We start from the raw sequence: 14,833 nt of genomic DNA, 5'->3' as shown, positions 1-14,833 counted from the left end.
GACAGGCCATGTTCCGAAGATATGGCGTAACAATGGCAACCATCACCACACCCCGGCTTCACCTCACTCCTTTCGAACCCACTGACTGGGCCTTCTTCCGCTCGCTGCGTGAAGACCTCAGCATCATGCGCTACATGGCCGCCATCGCGCCGGAAAAAGAGACCCGCCGCGTGTTTGCCGCGCGACTGATGGCGGAGCATGTCTTCGTGATCCGCTCTCTGGAGGACGATAAGCCGCTGGGCGATATTGGCCTGCAAATCAGCCCTGAGAATCGTGAAGAGGCCGATATCGGCTATACGGTTGTGCCTGCCGCGCAGGGAAAAGGGATTGCCAGCGAGGCGCTGCGCGCGGTGTGCGATTACGCGTTTAACAAGACCAGCGTAAAAGCGATTAACGCATATGTGCTGGCGGACAACGGCGGTTCGGTGCGCGTGCTGGAGAAAGCAGGGTTTGTGCGTACGCAGGTGCTGGAAAAGGCGTATGAAATTGACGGCGTGCGCTATGACGACTGGGTGTATCGGCTGGAGTGCAGTGCGGCCTGATGCCCTCACCCCAACCCTCTCCCACAGGGAGAGGGAGAACACCCAGTCCGTAGGCCCGGTAAGCGAAGCGCCACCGGGCGATTGGGCTGCACTGCGGTCTGATGCCCTCACCCCGCCCCTCTCCCACAGGGAGAGGGGGAAAGGCAAAACCTACTTCAACGACCCTTTCAGGAACTGCTGCAGGCGCGGGCTTTGCGGGTTCGCCAGCACCTCGTCCGGGTGCCCCTGCTCTTCAATTTTCCCCTGATGCAGGAAGATAACGTGGTTCGAGACGTTACGGGCGAAGCCCATCTCGTGCGTCACCACCACCATCGTTTTGCCCTCTTCGGCCAGCTTCTGCATGATGCGCAGCACTTCGCCAACGAGTTCCGGGTCCAGCGCGGAGGTCGGTTCGTCGAACAGCAGCACCTCCGGTTCCATCGCCAGCGCGCGGGCGATGGAGACGCGCTGCTGCTGACCGCCGGAGAGATGCACCGGGTATTTCATCTGCTGGCGCTCGTCGATACCCACTTTCGCCAGGTATTTCACCGCGCGCTCGCGGGCTTCCTGCTTGCTCAGGCCCAGCACCTGAATCGGTGCTTCCATCACGTTCTCCAGCACCGTCATGTGGCTCCAGAGGTTGAAGTGCTGGAACACCATCGTCAGGCGCGTACGCAGCAGGCGCAGCTGGTGCTTATCCGCGACCTTCAGCTGGCCGTCTTTGTCACGGACCAGGTTAATATTCTGCCCGCTCACCACAATCGAGCCTTCGCTCGGTTTTTCGAGGAAGTTAATGCAGCGCAGGAAGGTACTTTTACCCGAGCCGGATGAGCCGATAATACTGATCACGTCGCCCGCATTCGCCTGCAGCGACACCCCTTTCAGCACTTCATGTTCGCCGTAGCGTTTGTGCAAATCAATAACGTTTAATTTGTTCTCAGCCATCATCTTTCTCAGTGCGTCGAAGAAGGTTTTATATGCTGCAACCAGCGTTTTTCAGCCTTACGGAACAGGCTAATCAGAACATAAGAGATAATTAAATAGAGCACCGCCGCAATGCCAAACGCGGTAAACGGCTGATAGGTCGCGGAGTTAATATCGCGCGCGATTTTGAGCAGATCCGGCACCGTCGCGGTAAAGGCGAGCGCGGTGGAGTGCAGCATCAAAATCACTTCGTTACTGTACGCCGGTAACGCGATACGCAGTGCCGACGGCAGAATAATGCAGCGATAAAGTTTCACCGAGGAAAAGCCGTACGCGCGCGCCGCTTCAATCTCACCGTAAGGGACAGAGCGAATTGCCCCGGCGAAAATCTCGGTGGTGTAGGCGCAGGTGTTGAGCGTCAACGCCAGCACCGTACAGTTCAGACCGCTGCGGAAGAACGCATTCAGCATCTCAGTGCCTTTTACGATCTCAAGCGTATACATCCCCGAATAGAACACCAGCAGCTGCACGTACAGCGGCGTACCGCGAAACACGTAGGTAAACAGCCAGATCGGGAACTGGATAAATTTATTGTTCGACACGCGGCCAATGGCAAGAAACACCGCCAGAATGCCGCCCATCACCACGGAGGAGATCAGCAGCCAGAGCGTAATTGCCACGCCGGTAAAGCGGTAGCCATCCGTCCACAGCAGCGATTTCCAGTATTCCTGAATAATCTCAATCACAGGTCAACCCTCTTCACACCCACGGAGTAGCGACGCTCGAGCAGAAGCAGCACACCATTGGAGACGGTCGTAAAGACCAGATAAATCACGCCACAGACCACCGCAAAGTAGAACGGCTCCCAGGTGCTCTTGCCCGCCAGCTGAGTCGCTTTCACGACGTCTTCCAGACCGAGCAGCGAGACCAGCGCGGTGGCTTTGAGGATAACCTGCCAGTTGTTGCCGATGCCCGGCAGCGCATAGCGCATCATGGCCGGGAACATAATCCGACGAAACGTTTGTGAAGAGGTAAAACCAAATGCGGTTGCCGCCTCAATGTGGCCTTTCGGCACGGCCATGTAAGCGCCGCGGAAGGTTTCAGTGAAGTAGGCACCGTAGATAAAACCGAGGGTAATAATACCGGCCACCATCGGGTCGATATCAATTTGTCCCATGCCCATCGCGTCCGTTACGCTGTTAAGCGCAATCTGCAGACCGTAAAAGATAAGCAGCATCAGCACCAGATCGGGAACGCCGCGAATAAGCGTGGTGTAGCCTTCAAATATGAGCGCCAGCGGTTTGTTAGCTGAAAGCTTCGCCCCTGCGCCCGCCAGACCTATCAGCACCGCCAGCACCACGGAGCTGATAGCCAGCTCAAGGGTGACAAGCGCGCCCTGTAAAATAACGCCAGAAAATCCGTACAGCATACCGCGAGCCCTGTCGTATCGTGAGTGGTGGAACCGTGTCTTTTCCCCTCCCGCATCGGGAGGGGCCGCACGTTATTTGACGGGGCGATTAGCCGCCGTAAACATTAAAATCAAAGTACTTTTTCGCCAGCTTGTCGTAGGTGCCGTCAGCGCGCATTTCAGCAAACGCTTTGTTCAGCGCCTCACGCAGCTCGTTGTCTTCTTTGCGAAGGCCCATGCCGGTGCCCACACCAAACAACTTCACGTCCTTAATGGACGGGCCGCCAAACTTGTAATCTTTACCCACCGGCGTTTTCAGGAAGCCTTCGCTTGCCGCGACTTCATCCTGGAATGCCGCATCAATTCGGCCTGCCGTCAGGTCAGCGTAGATATTTTCCTGGCCCTGATAGGAGACGATTTCAATCCCCTTCGGCGCCCAGTGTTCGTTGCCGTAGGTTTCCTGCGTGGTGCCCTGCAGCACGCCGACGCGTTTGCCTTTCAGGGACTCCAGCGTTGGCTGAATGTCAGAAGCTTTAGCCACCACCAGACGAGAATCGGCCGCGTAGAGTTTGTCGGTGAAGGCAATCTCCTGCTGGCGTTTTTCGGTGATGGAGAGCGAGGACATAATCACGTCGATTTTTTTCGCTTTCAGGGACGGGATCAGCGCATCCAGCGGGTTCTCAACGTAGGTACACTGTGCTTTGATGCGTTTGCACAGCTCATTGGCCAGATCGATGTCAAAACCGACCAGTTCACCCTTTGAATTCTTCGATTCGAACGGCGCATAGGTTGGATCGGTACCAATCCGAATTTTCTGCGGAATGGCTGCGAATGCCGCGGTGGCGCTGGAAAAGGCCAGCACCAGAGATAGTGACAACACGAGTTTTTTCATATTTGTCCTCAACAAACTGTCTTCATACGGGATTTTTACGACGACGGGGTGGTGCTAATGTGCCATTAATCCCCTCTTTCAGGCAAAGACTAATGCCCTTCAGGCGGGAATTTTTGCATTATAAATGCGTAAGTATGCACAAAGCGATCCAATACGGTGCAACAAATGCACCGCATTGGGTCAACCGCTCCCGCAACGCACCTTTGCGGTGCGTTAGCGTCAGGCATTATTCACCGTATACGTTGAAGTCGAAGTATTTCTTCGCCAGTTTGTCGTAAGTACCGTCTTTACGCAGCTCTGCAAAGGCTTTGTCGAAGGCGGCTTTCAGCTCGGTATCATCCTTACGCAGGCCAATACCGGTGCCGTCACCAAAGTATTTTTTGTCTTTTACCGACGGGCCCGCAAACGCATAGTCTTTACCCGCAGGCTGTTTCAGGAAGCCTTCGCTCGCGGCGACTTCATCCTGGAATGCCGCATCCAGACGGCCTGCGGCCAGGTCAGAGTAAATCAGATCCTGGTTCTGGTAAGCCACCACGTCTACGCCCTTCTCACGCCAGGTCGCATTGGCATAACCTTCCTGCGTCGACCCCTGAAGCACGCCAACATGCTTGCCTTTCAGCGAGTCGATGGTGGGCTTAATCGGGGAGCCTTTCGGCGCAATCAGGCGAGAATCCGCGGCGTAGAGCTTGTCAGAGAAGGCAATCTCCTGCTGGCGTTTTTCGGTGATGGAGAGAGAAGAGATAATGGCGTCGATTTTCTTGGCTTTCAGCGACGGGATTAACGCGTCAAAGTCGCTGCCCACCCATGTGCATTTCACCGCAATGCGTTTGCACATTTCATTTCCCAGATCGATATCAAACCCCACGAAATCGCCTTTCGCATCCTTGGAAGAGAATGGCGCGTAGGTTGCGTCTGTACCGATACGAACCGTCTGTGGAAGCGCTGCGTAGCTACCTGCTGCCGCACTTAACCCCACGAGCAAAGACAGAGCCAGAACCGTCTTCTTCATACATTTACCCTCAAGTACCGTGATTTTATTATGTATTGTGTTGTGTGTTGTGTTGCAGGCTTCATCTTGCAGGTCTTATGCCACATTGCCGTCTGGTCAAAACTTCGACGTTAAATATGTTAATAAAACGTTGCGATATTGCCTTAATGGTGAAAGATAGCAGGTCTGCCGAACGAACCGGAAAGAGAAAAAGGGAAAAAACGAATTAAATGTCGAGGATATGATCGCCGTTGCATAATTGCCCTGAAACAGGGCAACGTCTCTTTTCATGCACTCTGTTTGTGCACAGAATCAGGCCCCTTGCCAGCGGGTGAAGAGATCTTCAGGCAGGTCGATGTCAAACTGATCCAGCACGCGGTTAACGGTCTGATTGATCACGTCGTCCAGCGAGGTCGGGCGATGATAAAACGCCGGAACCGGCGGCATGATGATGGCCCCAAGCTCGGCGGCCTGGGTCATTAAACGCAGATGGCCGAGATGCAGCGGCGTTTCCCGCACGCAGAGCACCAGAGGACGACGCTCCTTCAGCACCACATCCGCCGCGCGCGTCACCAGGGTGTCGGTATAGCTGTTCACAATGCCGGAGAGCGTTTTAATCGAACAGGGCAGGATAACCATGCCGGCCGTTTTAAACGAGCCTGAGGAGATGCTGGCGGCGATATCACGGGCATCGTGAACCACGTCCGCCAGTGCCTGAACATCGCGCAGGGAGAGATCGGTTTCAAGAGAGAGGGTCTGCCGCGCCGCCTGGCTTATCACCAGATGGGTCTCGACTTCCGCCACATTACGCAGAACCTGTAACAGACGTACACCGTAAATCGCGCCGCTGGCGCCGCTGAGCCCAACAATGAGTCGTTTCATGATTTTCGCCCTTACTGATTTCAGGGCAGACTGTGCAGGATTTTGCGGGGAGTTGCAAGTGAGGGCATAAGCCCTCACCTGCCGGAGCATCAACCTTCGTTGTGCATCTCTAAGCTTTCAAGATCGTTCTGCATCTGGACGGCTTTCGCATCGTCGTTGCGCAGCGAATCAAGATAGTCGAGATACTGCTGGTCAACGTCTTTGGTCACGTAAATACCGTTGAACACGGAACATTCAAACTGCTGGATTTCCGGGTTCTCGGCGCGCACCGCGTCGATGAGATCGTTCAGATCCTGGAAAATCAGGCCGTCGGCACCGATGATCTGGCGAATTTCATCCACTTCACGGCCGTGAGCGATCAGCTCGTTGGCGGTTGGCATATCGATGCCGTACACGTTCGGGAAGCGAATCTCCGGCGCTGCAGAGGCCAGGTAAACTTTCTTCGCACCCGCTTCGCGCGCCATCTCGATAATCTGCTCAGAGGTGGTGCCGCGAACGATGGAGTCATCCACCAGCAGAACGTTCTTGTCGCGGAATTCCGCGCGGTTGGCGTTCAGCTTGCGGCGCACGGACTTACGGCGCAGGTGCTGGCCCGGCATGATAAAGGTGCGGCCAACGTAGCGGTTCTTCACGAAGCCCTGACGGTATGGCTTGTCCAGGATGCGGGCGATCTCCAGCGCGATATCGCAGGAGGTTTCCGGGATAGGAATAACCACGTCGATGTCGAGATCGTCCCACTCGCGGGCAATCTTCTCGCCCAGCTTGGTGCCCATGTTGACGCGCGCGCTGTAGACGGAAATCTTGTCGATGAAGGAATCCGGGCGGGCGAAGTAAACGTATTCAAACAGGCACGGGTTGCTGACCGGGTTATCGGCACACTGGCGGGTAAACAGCTGGCCCTTCTCGGTGATATAGACCGCTTCGCCCGGCGCAACGTCACGCAGGAACTCAAAGCCCAGGGTATCCAGCGCCACGCTCTCAGAGGCAACCATATATTCGGTACGGCCATCGCCAAGGTCGCGCTTGCCGAGCACCAGGGGACGAATGCCGTTTGGATCGCGGAAGGCCACCATGCCGTGACCAATGATCATCGCCACGCAGGCGTACGCGCCGCGGATCTGGCGGTTTGTCGCGGCAATGGCAGCAAAGATGTTGTCTGCTTCCAGCGGGTAGTGACGGAAGTTATCCAGCTCGCTGGCGAACACATTGAGCAGGATTTCAGAATCAGAGGTGGTGTTAATGTGGCGACGTTTCTCTTCGAACAGCTTTTTACGCAGCTCATGCGCGTTGGTCAGGTTGCCGTTATGAGCAAGGGTGATGCCATACGGTGAGTTGACGTAGAAAGGCTGTGCCTCGGAGGCGCTGGAACTGCCAGCAGTAGGATAACGAACGTGACCGATCCCCATATTACCTTGCAGACGCTGCATATGGCGGGCTTCAAACACATCGTTTACCAGGCCATTCGCCTTGCGTAAACGGAAGCAGTTGTTTGCATCAATGGTGATGATACCCGCAGCATCCTGCCCACGGTGCTGAAGCACCGTTAACGCGTCATAAATCGACTGGTTTACCGGCATGAAACCGGCGATACCGACAATACCGCACATTCGTCTTTTCCTCGTTAAGCCACATCTCAGGGTTTATGCCCTGGGCAAAAAACTCGACGAGCTTTGCAGATAGTCAAAGAACCATCTGATGATGAAGCTGAACTCTGGAATGAGCTGCGATTTCTGCCAGTCTTCGCTTTTGGAGAACCCGGTGAAGGTATCCAGGAAGAACAGGATCGCGGCCACAATCAGCACGCCTCGTAACGCCCCGAAACAGATCCCGAGCACCCTGTCCGTTCCTGACAGACCGGTTTTCTCGACCAGCTGACCTATCACGTAATTCACGATAGCGCCGACAATCAGCGTTGCGATAAACAGCACCGCGATGGCAATTCCGTTTCGGACCAGTTCATCTTCAAAGCCCGTGAACCAGACAGACAGGTAAGTGTAGTAATGACTGGCAACAAAGAAAGCACAACCCCAGGTTACCAGCGATAACGCTTCACGAACAAAGCCACGGATCAGGCTAACCAGACAGGAAAAACCAATCACCGCAATGATGGCGTAATCAATCCAGACCATATGTGTCCCACGATTTAACGCCCTGTCATCCAGTTCGGGGCGAATTCTAACAGAAAAAGAAAACGTTTGCGTAGGGATTTCCTTCCCGCGCGTAAATAAAAAAGGCGCTGAAAAAATGTTCAACGCCACGGTCCATTTGACGTCTCTGTGGACGTCTGCTCCCCCTCACCCCGGCCCTCTCCCTCAAGGGAGAGGGAGCAAACCACTCCGAGGTTGGGTAAGATCTTATCAGTTCGCGCTGTAGCCCATCACCACACCGCTCAGGCCGGAGATCTGCTTCAGCTCGCCGAGCGAACCTTTAAGCTTATCTTTGGACGCTTCTGGCCCCACGAGGATACGGGTAATTTTACCCTGCACCGGCGTGGAAGGTGAAGTGTAAACACGATATCCCGCACTGCGCAGTTTGCTCACGACCTCGTTAACTTTGTCGGCGTTTTTCAGCGCGCCGAGCTGCACAACGTACGCTTTTCCGGTCGGTGCCGCGTCTTGTTTTGTCGGCGGTGGGGTTTCTGATGCGGCAGCCAGCTGCTCTGCGGCTTTATCCCGCTGCGGTTTCGGCTGCGGCTTCTCAACCGGCTTCGGTTTTTCAACGGGTTTAGGCTGCTCTACCGGCACCGGATCGATATCGCTGCTGCTCGCTGCCGCCAGACGAGACGGATCGAGCGACGGTGCGGCGGCATCGCCTGCACGCACCTCTTCCGCCGCGCCTTCCGGCGGCTGAGCAGGCAGCGCCTGCGTCGCCGCTGGCAGCATATCCGGCTCATCGCGGTCACCCGGTTTCGGCACCAGCGGAATAGCGGCAAACTCGTCCTGATAATGCTTTTTCTGCCCGTCGAGCAGACCCGGGAGAATAATCACCCCGAGCGCGACCAGCACAATGGTTCCTGTTAAACGGTTCTGAAACTTACTCGCCACCGGTTCTCCCCGCGTCCATCACTTCCATGACATGTGCCACCGTGTGGAATGAACCACACACCAGCACGGTATCTTCTGGTTTAGCATCCGCCATCGCGGCATGCCAGGCCTGCGCCACGCTACTATAGATTGCGCCTTTGCCGAGATGTTCCATCAACTGCTCAGCCGTCGCGCCGCGCGGCCCCTCCAGAGGAGCACAATACCAGCTATCGACCACAGTCTCCATGCAGGCCAGCGTCCCGCCGATATCTTTATCATGAAGCATACCGATAACCGCCAGCACGCGCCCGGTTTTTGGTAACGATTTGAGACGTCCCGCGAGATACGCCGCCGCATGCGGGTTATGCGCCACGTCCAGAATCAGGCGCGGTGACTCGCTGACAATCTGGAAACGCCCGGGCAGAATTGCGCTCTGAATGCCGTCGCGAATTGCCTGCTCGCTGACCGCTAATCCGCTGGCGCGCAGTGCCGCCAGCGCGGTGGCCGCGTTCGGCTGCGGCACCTGCGGCAGCGGCAGGTTGTCCAGCGCGCCCTGGGCATCGCTGAAGCGCCAGCCGTTATCCTGAACCTCATACTGCCAGTCAACGCCGCGGCGCAGCAGACGCGCGCCCTTCTCGTTTGCCACGTCAGCAATGGTGTGCGGCATGTCCGGCTCGCCGACCACGGCGGGTTTACTCGCCCGGAAAATACCGGCCTTCTCGCGGCCAATGCTTTCACGATCCGGTCCCAGCCAGTCGATATGGTCCAGCGCGATGCTGGTGACCACCGCCACGTCCGCATCCACCATATTGGTGGCATCAAGACGTCCGCCGAGGCCAACCTCAAGGATCACGACATCCAGCTGCGCCTGTTTGAACAGCCACAGCGCCGACAGGGTGCCGTATTCAAAATAGGTTAATGAGATCTCACCGCGTGCGGCTTCAATTTCCGCGAACGACGCCGTATGCGCCGATTCCGGCAGCTCGCTGTTCTGCACGCGAACCCGCTCGGTGTAGCGTACCAGGTGTGGAGAGCTGTAAACGCCTACCCTGTAACCCGCAGCCATCAGGACAGATTCCAGCGTGCGGCAGGTTGTGCCTTTACCGTTGGTACCCGCGACGGTAAATACGAATGGTGCCGGTTTGAGCACATCAAGACGCGCGGCGACCTGGCTTATGCGCTCAAGCCCCATATCGATGGTTTTACTGTGCAGGTTTTCCAGATAAGAAAGCCACGCGGCCAGGGGCGACGTGGCTTGGGGAATGCTTTTATTTTCCATAATGCCCGGTTGTCATTAACAGATTAGAAAGCAAAAGGGCAGCGCCAACCGGCCCTGCCCTTTTCAGTTATCAGGCCTCGGGTTCCTGATCCGGTACCACCACGCCTTCGCGCGGCTCATCCGGGTTCGGCGCTGGCAGATTCATCAGCTTCGCCAGAATGCTCGCCAGCTTCAGGCGCATTTCCGGACGGCGGACGATCATATCGATAGCGCCTTTCTCAATGAGGAACTCACTGCGCTGGAAGCCAGGCGGCAGCTTTTCACGAACGGTCTGCTCGATAACGCGAGGACCCGCAAAGCCGATCAGCGCTTTTGGCTCAGCGATGTTCAGGTCGCCCAGCATCGCGAAGCTCGCGGAGACGCCGCCCATGGTTGGGTCGGTCAGCACGGAGATGTACGGAAGACCGCGCTCCTGCATTTTCGCCAGCGCAGCAGAGGTTTTCGCCATCTGCATCAGCGACATCAGCGCTTCCTGCATACGCGCGCCGCCGGAGGCAGAGAAGCAGATCAGCGGACAGTTGTCTTCCAGCGCCTGCTCAACGGCACGCACGAAGCGCGCACCGACCACGGAGCCCATTGAGCCGCCCATAAAGGAGAACTCAAAGGCAGCGGCGACAACCGGCATCTCATGCAGGGTGCCTTTCATGACGATCAGCGCGTCTTTCTCGCCGGTCTCTTTCTGTGCAGAGGCCAGACGATCTTTGTATTTTTTGGAATCGCGGAACTTCAGCACGTCTTTTGGCTCAAGTTCGCTACCCAGCTCTACCAGAGAGCCTTCGTCCAGCAGGCTATGCAGGCGGTTGCGCGCCGACATACGCATATGGTGGTCACACTTCGGACACACCTCAAGGTTGCGCTCCAGCTCTGCGCGATACAGAACCTGACCGCAGCTATCACACTTCGTCCATACCCCTTCAGGAATGCTCGCTTTGCGCGTTGGGGTAATGTTGCTTTTAATTCGTTCAATCCAGCTCATTGATAACCTTTCTGCCTGAACCTGGTCGTATGCCAGTTTTGCTATAAGAGGCGAATAATGCCATTTTTGCCTCCAACAGACCATGAATGTTGCACATTAAAACATAACAGCCCGAAACTTTGGATAAAAAAGTGGTCGAACCGCCAGTGTGCATTTACTTCGCTTGTTTTGCCGCCGCACGTTTGTGGCGAATGATTTCGATAACGCCAGGCAGTACGGAAAGCACAATAATCGCTACAATCAGTAACTTAAGGTTTTCCTGCACCACCGGAAGATCGCCAAACAGATAGCCTGCGTAGGTAAACAGCAGTACCCACAGCAGCGCGCCAACCACGTTGTATGCCGCAAAATGACGATAGGACATATGCCCCATTCCCGCCACAAACGGTGCAAATGTGCGCACAATAGGCACAAAACGCGCAAGGATAATGGTTTTCCCGCCATGGCGTTCATAAAACGCATGGGTTTTGTCTAAATAGCTGCGACGGAAAATTTTCGAATCAGGATTGCTGAAAAGCCGCTCACCGAACACCCGTCCAATCGTATAGTTGACCGCATCACCGACAATGGCGGCAATCACCATCAGCACAACCATAAGATGCACGTTCAGATCGTTAGTGGGTAACGCCGATAGCGCCCCGGCAACGAACAGCAGTGAATCCCCTGGCAGGAATGGGGTAACGACCAGACCGGTTTCACAAAACAGAATGAGGAACAGAATGGCGTAAACCCAGACGCCATACTGCGCGACCAGCTCTGCCAGGTGAACATCAATATGCAGAATGAAATCAATCAGAAAACGTATTACGTCCATATTGTCTAAGCCCTAATTGCACCTTTGTTTAGTCCGCTAAAAACAGCGGGCCCATTGGCGGTTTCGGCAGGTCAAATCGATCCGGATAGTCTACTGAGACCAGATACAATCCTTCCGCTTTCGCCGTGGCTGCCGCAAGCGTTCTGTCCTTCGCTGCCAGCAGGTCTGCAATCCAGCTCTCCGGCTGGTGTCCGGCACCCACTTCCATCAGGCTGCCTACAATATTCCGAACCATATGATGTACAAAGGCATTGGCTTTGATATCCACCACCACATATGCGCCAAAACGGCTGACGTTTATGTGCATGACGTTGCGCCACGGCGTGCGGGACTGACACTGCACCGCACGAAACGACGTAAAGTCATTTTCACCAATCAGACACTGCGCCGCGCGATGCATACGTTCTGCATCAAGCGGTTCATAAAAATGCGTGACGCCCTGGCTTAACACCGCCGGACGCAGGCGCTGGTTGTAGATGACATAACGGTAGCGACGCGCCGTGGCGCTGAAGCGCGCGTGAAAATCATCCGGCACAGCTTTTACCCAACGCACCGCAATGTCACCAGGCAAATTCGCATTTACACCCAGCGTCCAGGCGGCATCCTTACGCACGGCGGTGGTTTCAAAGTGCACCACCTGTCCCGTGCCGTGAACTCCCGCGTCCGTACGTCCCGCGCACAGGACGTTAATCGGCTCGTTTGCCACCTGAGAGAGCGCTTTCTCCAGCTTCTCCTGGACGCTGCGCACCTCGTTCTGACGCTGCCAGCCATAATATTTACTGCCGTCGTACTCAATTCCGAGGGCAATTCTATGGACCGGCTTTTGTTCCACGTCTGACATCAGTACAGGTACTCCTGCACCAGTTTTTCAGCGATTTTGACCGCCATCAGCGCGCCGCCGAAGCGAACGTTATCGGCAACGGACCAGAACTGAACCTGTTCCGGCATGCCGTAATCGTTACGCACGCAGCCAACGGAAAGATGCGCGCTGCCGGTGGCATCGCCAACCTGGGTCGGGAACTCGCTCTCTTCAGAGAGCACGATGTCTTCACCGCGGCCAAACGCGTCGCGCGCCTCTTCTGCCGCCAGCGGACGCAGGGCTTCAAAGCCAACCATCTGCGCGTGGCCGTAGAAGACTGGAGACTGCACGACGTTCGCGGAAATCATCAGGCCATCGTCCTGCAGAATTTTACGCACTTCATCGACGATACGACGCTCTTCGCGTACAGACCCTTCGCGATCCGGCAGCAGCGGCAGCATATTGAACGCCAGCTGGCGGCCAAAGAAATCGTCTTCGTCAATCGGGATACCGTTCAGCAGCTTCGCGCTCTGCCCGGCCAGCGCGTCAACGGCCTTTTTGCCGTTCGCGGACGCGGACAGCAGGCTGGTGACGGTAATGCGCGACAGGCCGCCGTCGTCGATCAGCGGTTTCAGGGCGGTCAGCAGCTGGCTGGTGAGGCTGTTCGGGACCGAAATGACGTTACGGTTGCGGTAGTCAGCCAGCACAAACGGGTTCACGTCCGGCACCACCAGCGGCACATCCGGCTCCATTGAGAACAGACCGCTCAGGTCGATCACCAGGCAGCCAGCGTTAGTCGCCTCTTCAACGTACGCAGCCGTCGCTTCAGCGCCCGCGGCGAAAAACGCCAGTTGCGCCTGCGTCCAGTCGAACGCGGCCGCGTCCTGAACCATGACGGATTTACCGTTAAAACGCAGATGCTCACCTGCGCTGTCGGTACGGGCCAGCGCATAGATATCGCCCACCGGGAACTGACGCTCAGCAAGGGTTTCGAGCAGGGCTTCGCCCACGGCACCCGTGGCACCTAAAATGGCAATGTTCCAGCCTTCAGACATGGTGGTTTACTCCAGAAATAAAAAAGCGTCCCTGCCGGAGTATCCGACAGGGAGCATTAAGAAGACATTAATGCGCCGGGTGATGAACGGCGTTAAACCCCAGCTTATGCAGCAGCGTCGCCGCCGGGGCGTCGTCGCATATTACATACAGGGAAGACCACTCGCGGCGCTCAACGTAGTTCTTGCGCAGCTTATCAAACTCACCCGGGATCCCCGCCACTTTACGCAGCAGCGCATCATCGCGGCGCACATCATACACCAAATGCACCAGCCTTTTCAGCGTTGCCTGATCGAGCGGGCCGTGCAGGGTAATGCGGCCAAATTCAGGCGCGGGGAGTAAGGTATCCAGCGCCACCTGCTGCGGATGGCCAATAAAGGCGCTGTAGGCTTCAAAGACCTGCGTGGTACCGCGTGCTTTGCCTTCCAGGGTATAACCGGCGATATGCGCCGTGCCCACATCCACCTTGTTAAGCAGCTCAACGTTGAGATCCGGCTCCGGCTCCCAGACGTCCAGCACCACGCTGAGGTCTTGTCCTTCGTTCAGGCATGTCAGCAGCGCGGCGTTATCTACCACCGGACCACGGCAGGCATTTATCAGAATAGTGCCAGCCTTCAGACGACGGATCAGCGCCTCGTCAGCAAGATGCAGCGACTTATACGGCCCCTCTTTAAACAGCGGCGTGTGAAACGTCAGCACGTCACACTGTTCAACCAGTTCATCCAGCGAGCGGAAATCCCCGTCATCGCCGTTATCTTTACGCGGCGGATCGCACAGTAACGTGCGGATCCCTAACGCTTCCAGGCGCTTTTGCAGGCGCCCGCCGACGTTACCCACGCCGACAATCCCCACGGTGCGGTTCTTCAGCGCAAACCCGTCGCGCTCGGCCAGCATCAGCAGGGAAGAGAAGACGTATTCCACGACGGCTATGGCGTTACAGCCCGGGGCGGCGGAAAAACCAATTCCGGCCTGCTTCAGCCATTTATCATCCACATGATCGGTCCCTGCCGTTGCGGTTCCGACAAACTTAATCGCTTTACCGGCGAGCAACGCCTCATTTACTTTGGTCACCGAGCGCACCATCAGCGCGTCTGCGTCATCCAGTTCGTTGACCGGGATCGGGCGACCAGGGACAGCCTTAACGTTACCCAGGCGGCTAAAAAGCTCACGGGCGTAAGGCATATTTTCATCAACGAGGATTTTCACGTCTGAGTACCTGTTTGAGAGGAAGAAAACCTGCCAAGTGTGCCATAATCTGGCCGCCAGGCATATAT

Annotated in this window: 16 protein-coding genes; 1 reads left to right on the top strand and 15 read right to left on the bottom strand. The window is 56.3% G+C overall.

Features of this window, described 5'->3' with window-relative positions:
* The first annotated feature begins 32 nt into the window (after positions 1 to 32).
* The gene (locus HCH49_RS01200; protein WP_221702026.1) at positions 33 to 542 is read left to right on the top strand and encodes a GNAT family N-acetyltransferase; all 510 of its coding nucleotides are present in this window, start codon (positions 33 to 35) and stop codon (positions 540 to 542) included.
* 150 nt (positions 543 to 692) lie between these two features.
* On the opposite strand, the gene hisP is transcribed toward HCH49_RS01200, so the two are convergent.
* From hisP to pdxB, 15 genes are all read right to left on the bottom strand, one after another.
* The gene (gene hisP / locus HCH49_RS01195; RefSeq protein ID WP_023312558.1) at positions 693 to 1,466 is read right to left on the bottom strand and encodes a histidine ABC transporter ATP-binding protein HisP; all 774 of its coding nucleotides are present in this window, start codon (positions 1,464 to 1,466) and stop codon (positions 693 to 695) included.
* An 8-nt stretch (positions 1,467 to 1,474) separates the two neighbouring features.
* Positions 1,475 to 2,191 (bottom strand): ABC transporter permease, encoded by a 717-nt coding sequence (locus HCH49_RS01190; protein ID WP_008502590.1) that lies wholly within the window; start codon positions 2,189 to 2,191, stop codon positions 1,475 to 1,477.
* Positions 2,188 to 2,874, bottom strand: a complete 687-nt coding sequence (locus HCH49_RS01185) for a histidine ABC transporter permease HisQ (RefSeq protein WP_221702025.1) — start codon at positions 2,872 to 2,874, stop codon at positions 2,188 to 2,190. Before HCH49_RS01185 ends, HCH49_RS01190 begins: the two co-directional genes overlap by 4 nt.
* An 88-nt stretch (positions 2,875 to 2,962) precedes the next feature.
* The gene (gene hisJ / locus HCH49_RS01180; protein WP_023336423.1) at positions 2,963 to 3,745 is read right to left on the bottom strand and encodes a histidine ABC transporter substrate-binding protein HisJ; all 783 of its coding nucleotides are present in this window, start codon (positions 3,743 to 3,745) and stop codon (positions 2,963 to 2,965) included.
* A 226-nt stretch (positions 3,746 to 3,971) separates the two neighbouring features.
* Positions 3,972 to 4,754 (bottom strand): lysine/arginine/ornithine ABC transporter substrate-binding protein ArgT, encoded by a 783-nt coding sequence (gene argT / locus HCH49_RS01175; protein ID WP_023312560.1) that lies wholly within the window; start codon positions 4,752 to 4,754, stop codon positions 3,972 to 3,974.
* A gap of 291 nt (positions 4,755 to 5,045) precedes the next feature.
* Entirely contained in the window at positions 5,046 to 5,615 is a 570-nt protein-coding gene (locus HCH49_RS01170) for a UbiX family flavin prenyltransferase (RefSeq protein WP_221702024.1), read from the bottom strand.
* A gap of 89 nt (positions 5,616 to 5,704) precedes the next feature.
* Complete coding sequence (purF, locus tag HCH49_RS01165; RefSeq protein ID WP_024908947.1) at positions 5,705 to 7,222, bottom strand: amidophosphoribosyltransferase; 1,518 nt, start codon at positions 7,220 to 7,222, stop codon at positions 5,705 to 5,707.
* 33 nt (positions 7,223 to 7,255) lie between these two features.
* Positions 7,256 to 7,744 carry a colicin V production protein gene (gene cvpA, locus HCH49_RS01160; RefSeq protein ID WP_000262116.1) on the bottom strand — a complete coding sequence of 163 codons (489 nt, stop codon included), beginning with the start codon at positions 7,742 to 7,744 and terminating at the stop codon, positions 7,256 to 7,258.
* 228 nt (positions 7,745 to 7,972) lie between these two features.
* Positions 7,973 to 8,659, bottom strand: coding sequence for a cell division protein DedD (gene dedD, locus HCH49_RS01155; RefSeq protein WP_033146091.1), 687 nt, complete (start codon positions 8,657 to 8,659; stop codon positions 7,973 to 7,975).
* A complete protein-coding gene (gene folC, locus HCH49_RS01150; RefSeq protein ID WP_221702023.1) occupies positions 8,649 to 9,917 on the bottom strand; it encodes a bifunctional tetrahydrofolate synthase/dihydrofolate synthase in 1,269 nt (422 codons plus the stop codon). Before folC ends, dedD begins: the two co-directional genes overlap by 11 nt.
* A 70-nt stretch (positions 9,918 to 9,987) precedes the next feature.
* Positions 9,988 to 10,893: an acetyl-CoA carboxylase, carboxyltransferase subunit beta gene (accD, locus tag HCH49_RS01145; RefSeq protein ID WP_003861408.1), complete on the bottom strand. Its 906-nt coding sequence runs from the start codon at positions 10,891 to 10,893 to the stop codon at positions 9,988 to 9,990.
* A 154-nt stretch (positions 10,894 to 11,047) separates the two neighbouring features.
* Positions 11,048 to 11,707, bottom strand: coding sequence for a DedA family protein (locus tag HCH49_RS01140; protein WP_039263236.1), 660 nt, complete (start codon positions 11,705 to 11,707; stop codon positions 11,048 to 11,050).
* Between the two features lie 28 nt (positions 11,708 to 11,735).
* Complete coding sequence (gene truA, locus HCH49_RS01135; RefSeq protein ID WP_023312566.1) at positions 11,736 to 12,548, bottom strand: tRNA pseudouridine(38-40) synthase TruA; 813 nt, start codon at positions 12,546 to 12,548, stop codon at positions 11,736 to 11,738.
* The gene (locus HCH49_RS01130; protein ID WP_033146095.1) at positions 12,548 to 13,561 is read right to left on the bottom strand and encodes an aspartate-semialdehyde dehydrogenase; all 1,014 of its coding nucleotides are present in this window, start codon (positions 13,559 to 13,561) and stop codon (positions 12,548 to 12,550) included. Before HCH49_RS01130 ends, truA begins: the two co-directional genes overlap by 1 nt.
* A 67-nt stretch (positions 13,562 to 13,628) precedes the next feature.
* Positions 13,629 to 14,765, bottom strand: coding sequence for a 4-phosphoerythronate dehydrogenase PdxB (gene pdxB, locus HCH49_RS01125; RefSeq protein WP_182931016.1), 1,137 nt, complete (start codon positions 14,763 to 14,765; stop codon positions 13,629 to 13,631).
* Positions 14,766 to 14,833: the final 68 nt, after the last annotated feature.

The organism is Enterobacter sp. Y17 (assembly GCF_019730495.1).
GTDB lineage: Bacteria > Pseudomonadota > Gammaproteobacteria > Enterobacterales > Enterobacteriaceae > Enterobacter > Enterobacter asburiae_B.
This window is presented reverse-complemented; position numbering and strand designations above follow the sequence as displayed.

Bases quoted from the DNA above. Each gene is read 5' to 3' on its own strand.
- HCH49_RS01200 (WP_221702026.1), top strand. From the start codon at position 33: ATGGCAACCATCACCACACCCCGGCTTCACCTCACTCCTTTCGAACCC.
- hisP (WP_023312558.1), bottom strand. From the start codon at position 1,466: ATGGCTGAGAACAAATTAAACGTTATTGATTTGCACAAACGCTACGGC.
- HCH49_RS01185 (WP_221702025.1), bottom strand. From the start codon at position 2,874: ATGCTGTACGGATTTTCTGGCGTTATTTTACAGGGCGCGCTTGTCACC.
- hisJ (WP_023336423.1), bottom strand. From the start codon at position 3,745: ATGAAAAAACTCGTGTTGTCACTATCTCTGGTGCTGGCCTTTTCCAGC.
- argT (WP_023312560.1), bottom strand. From the start codon at position 4,754: ATGAAGAAGACGGTTCTGGCTCTGTCTTTGCTCGTGGGGTTAAGTGCG.
- HCH49_RS01170 (WP_221702024.1), bottom strand. From the start codon at position 5,615: ATGAAACGACTCATTGTTGGGCTCAGCGGCGCCAGCGGCGCGATTTAC.
- purF (WP_024908947.1), bottom strand. From the start codon at position 7,222: ATGTGCGGTATTGTCGGTATCGCCGGTTTCATGCCGGTAAACCAGTCG.
- cvpA (WP_000262116.1), bottom strand. From the start codon at position 7,744: ATGGTCTGGATTGATTACGCCATCATTGCGGTGATTGGTTTTTCCTGT.
- folC (WP_221702023.1), bottom strand. From the start codon at position 9,917: ATGGAAAATAAAAGCATTCCCCAAGCCACGTCGCCCCTGGCCGCGTGG.
- accD (WP_003861408.1), bottom strand. From the start codon at position 10,893: ATGAGCTGGATTGAACGAATTAAAAGCAACATTACCCCAACGCGCAAA.
- HCH49_RS01140 (WP_039263236.1), bottom strand. From the start codon at position 11,707: ATGGACGTAATACGTTTTCTGATTGATTTCATTCTGCATATTGATGTT.
- truA (WP_023312566.1), bottom strand. From the start codon at position 12,548: ATGTCAGACGTGGAACAAAAGCCGGTCCATAGAATTGCCCTCGGAATT.
- HCH49_RS01130 (WP_033146095.1), bottom strand. From the start codon at position 13,561: ATGTCTGAAGGCTGGAACATTGCCATTTTAGGTGCCACGGGTGCCGTG.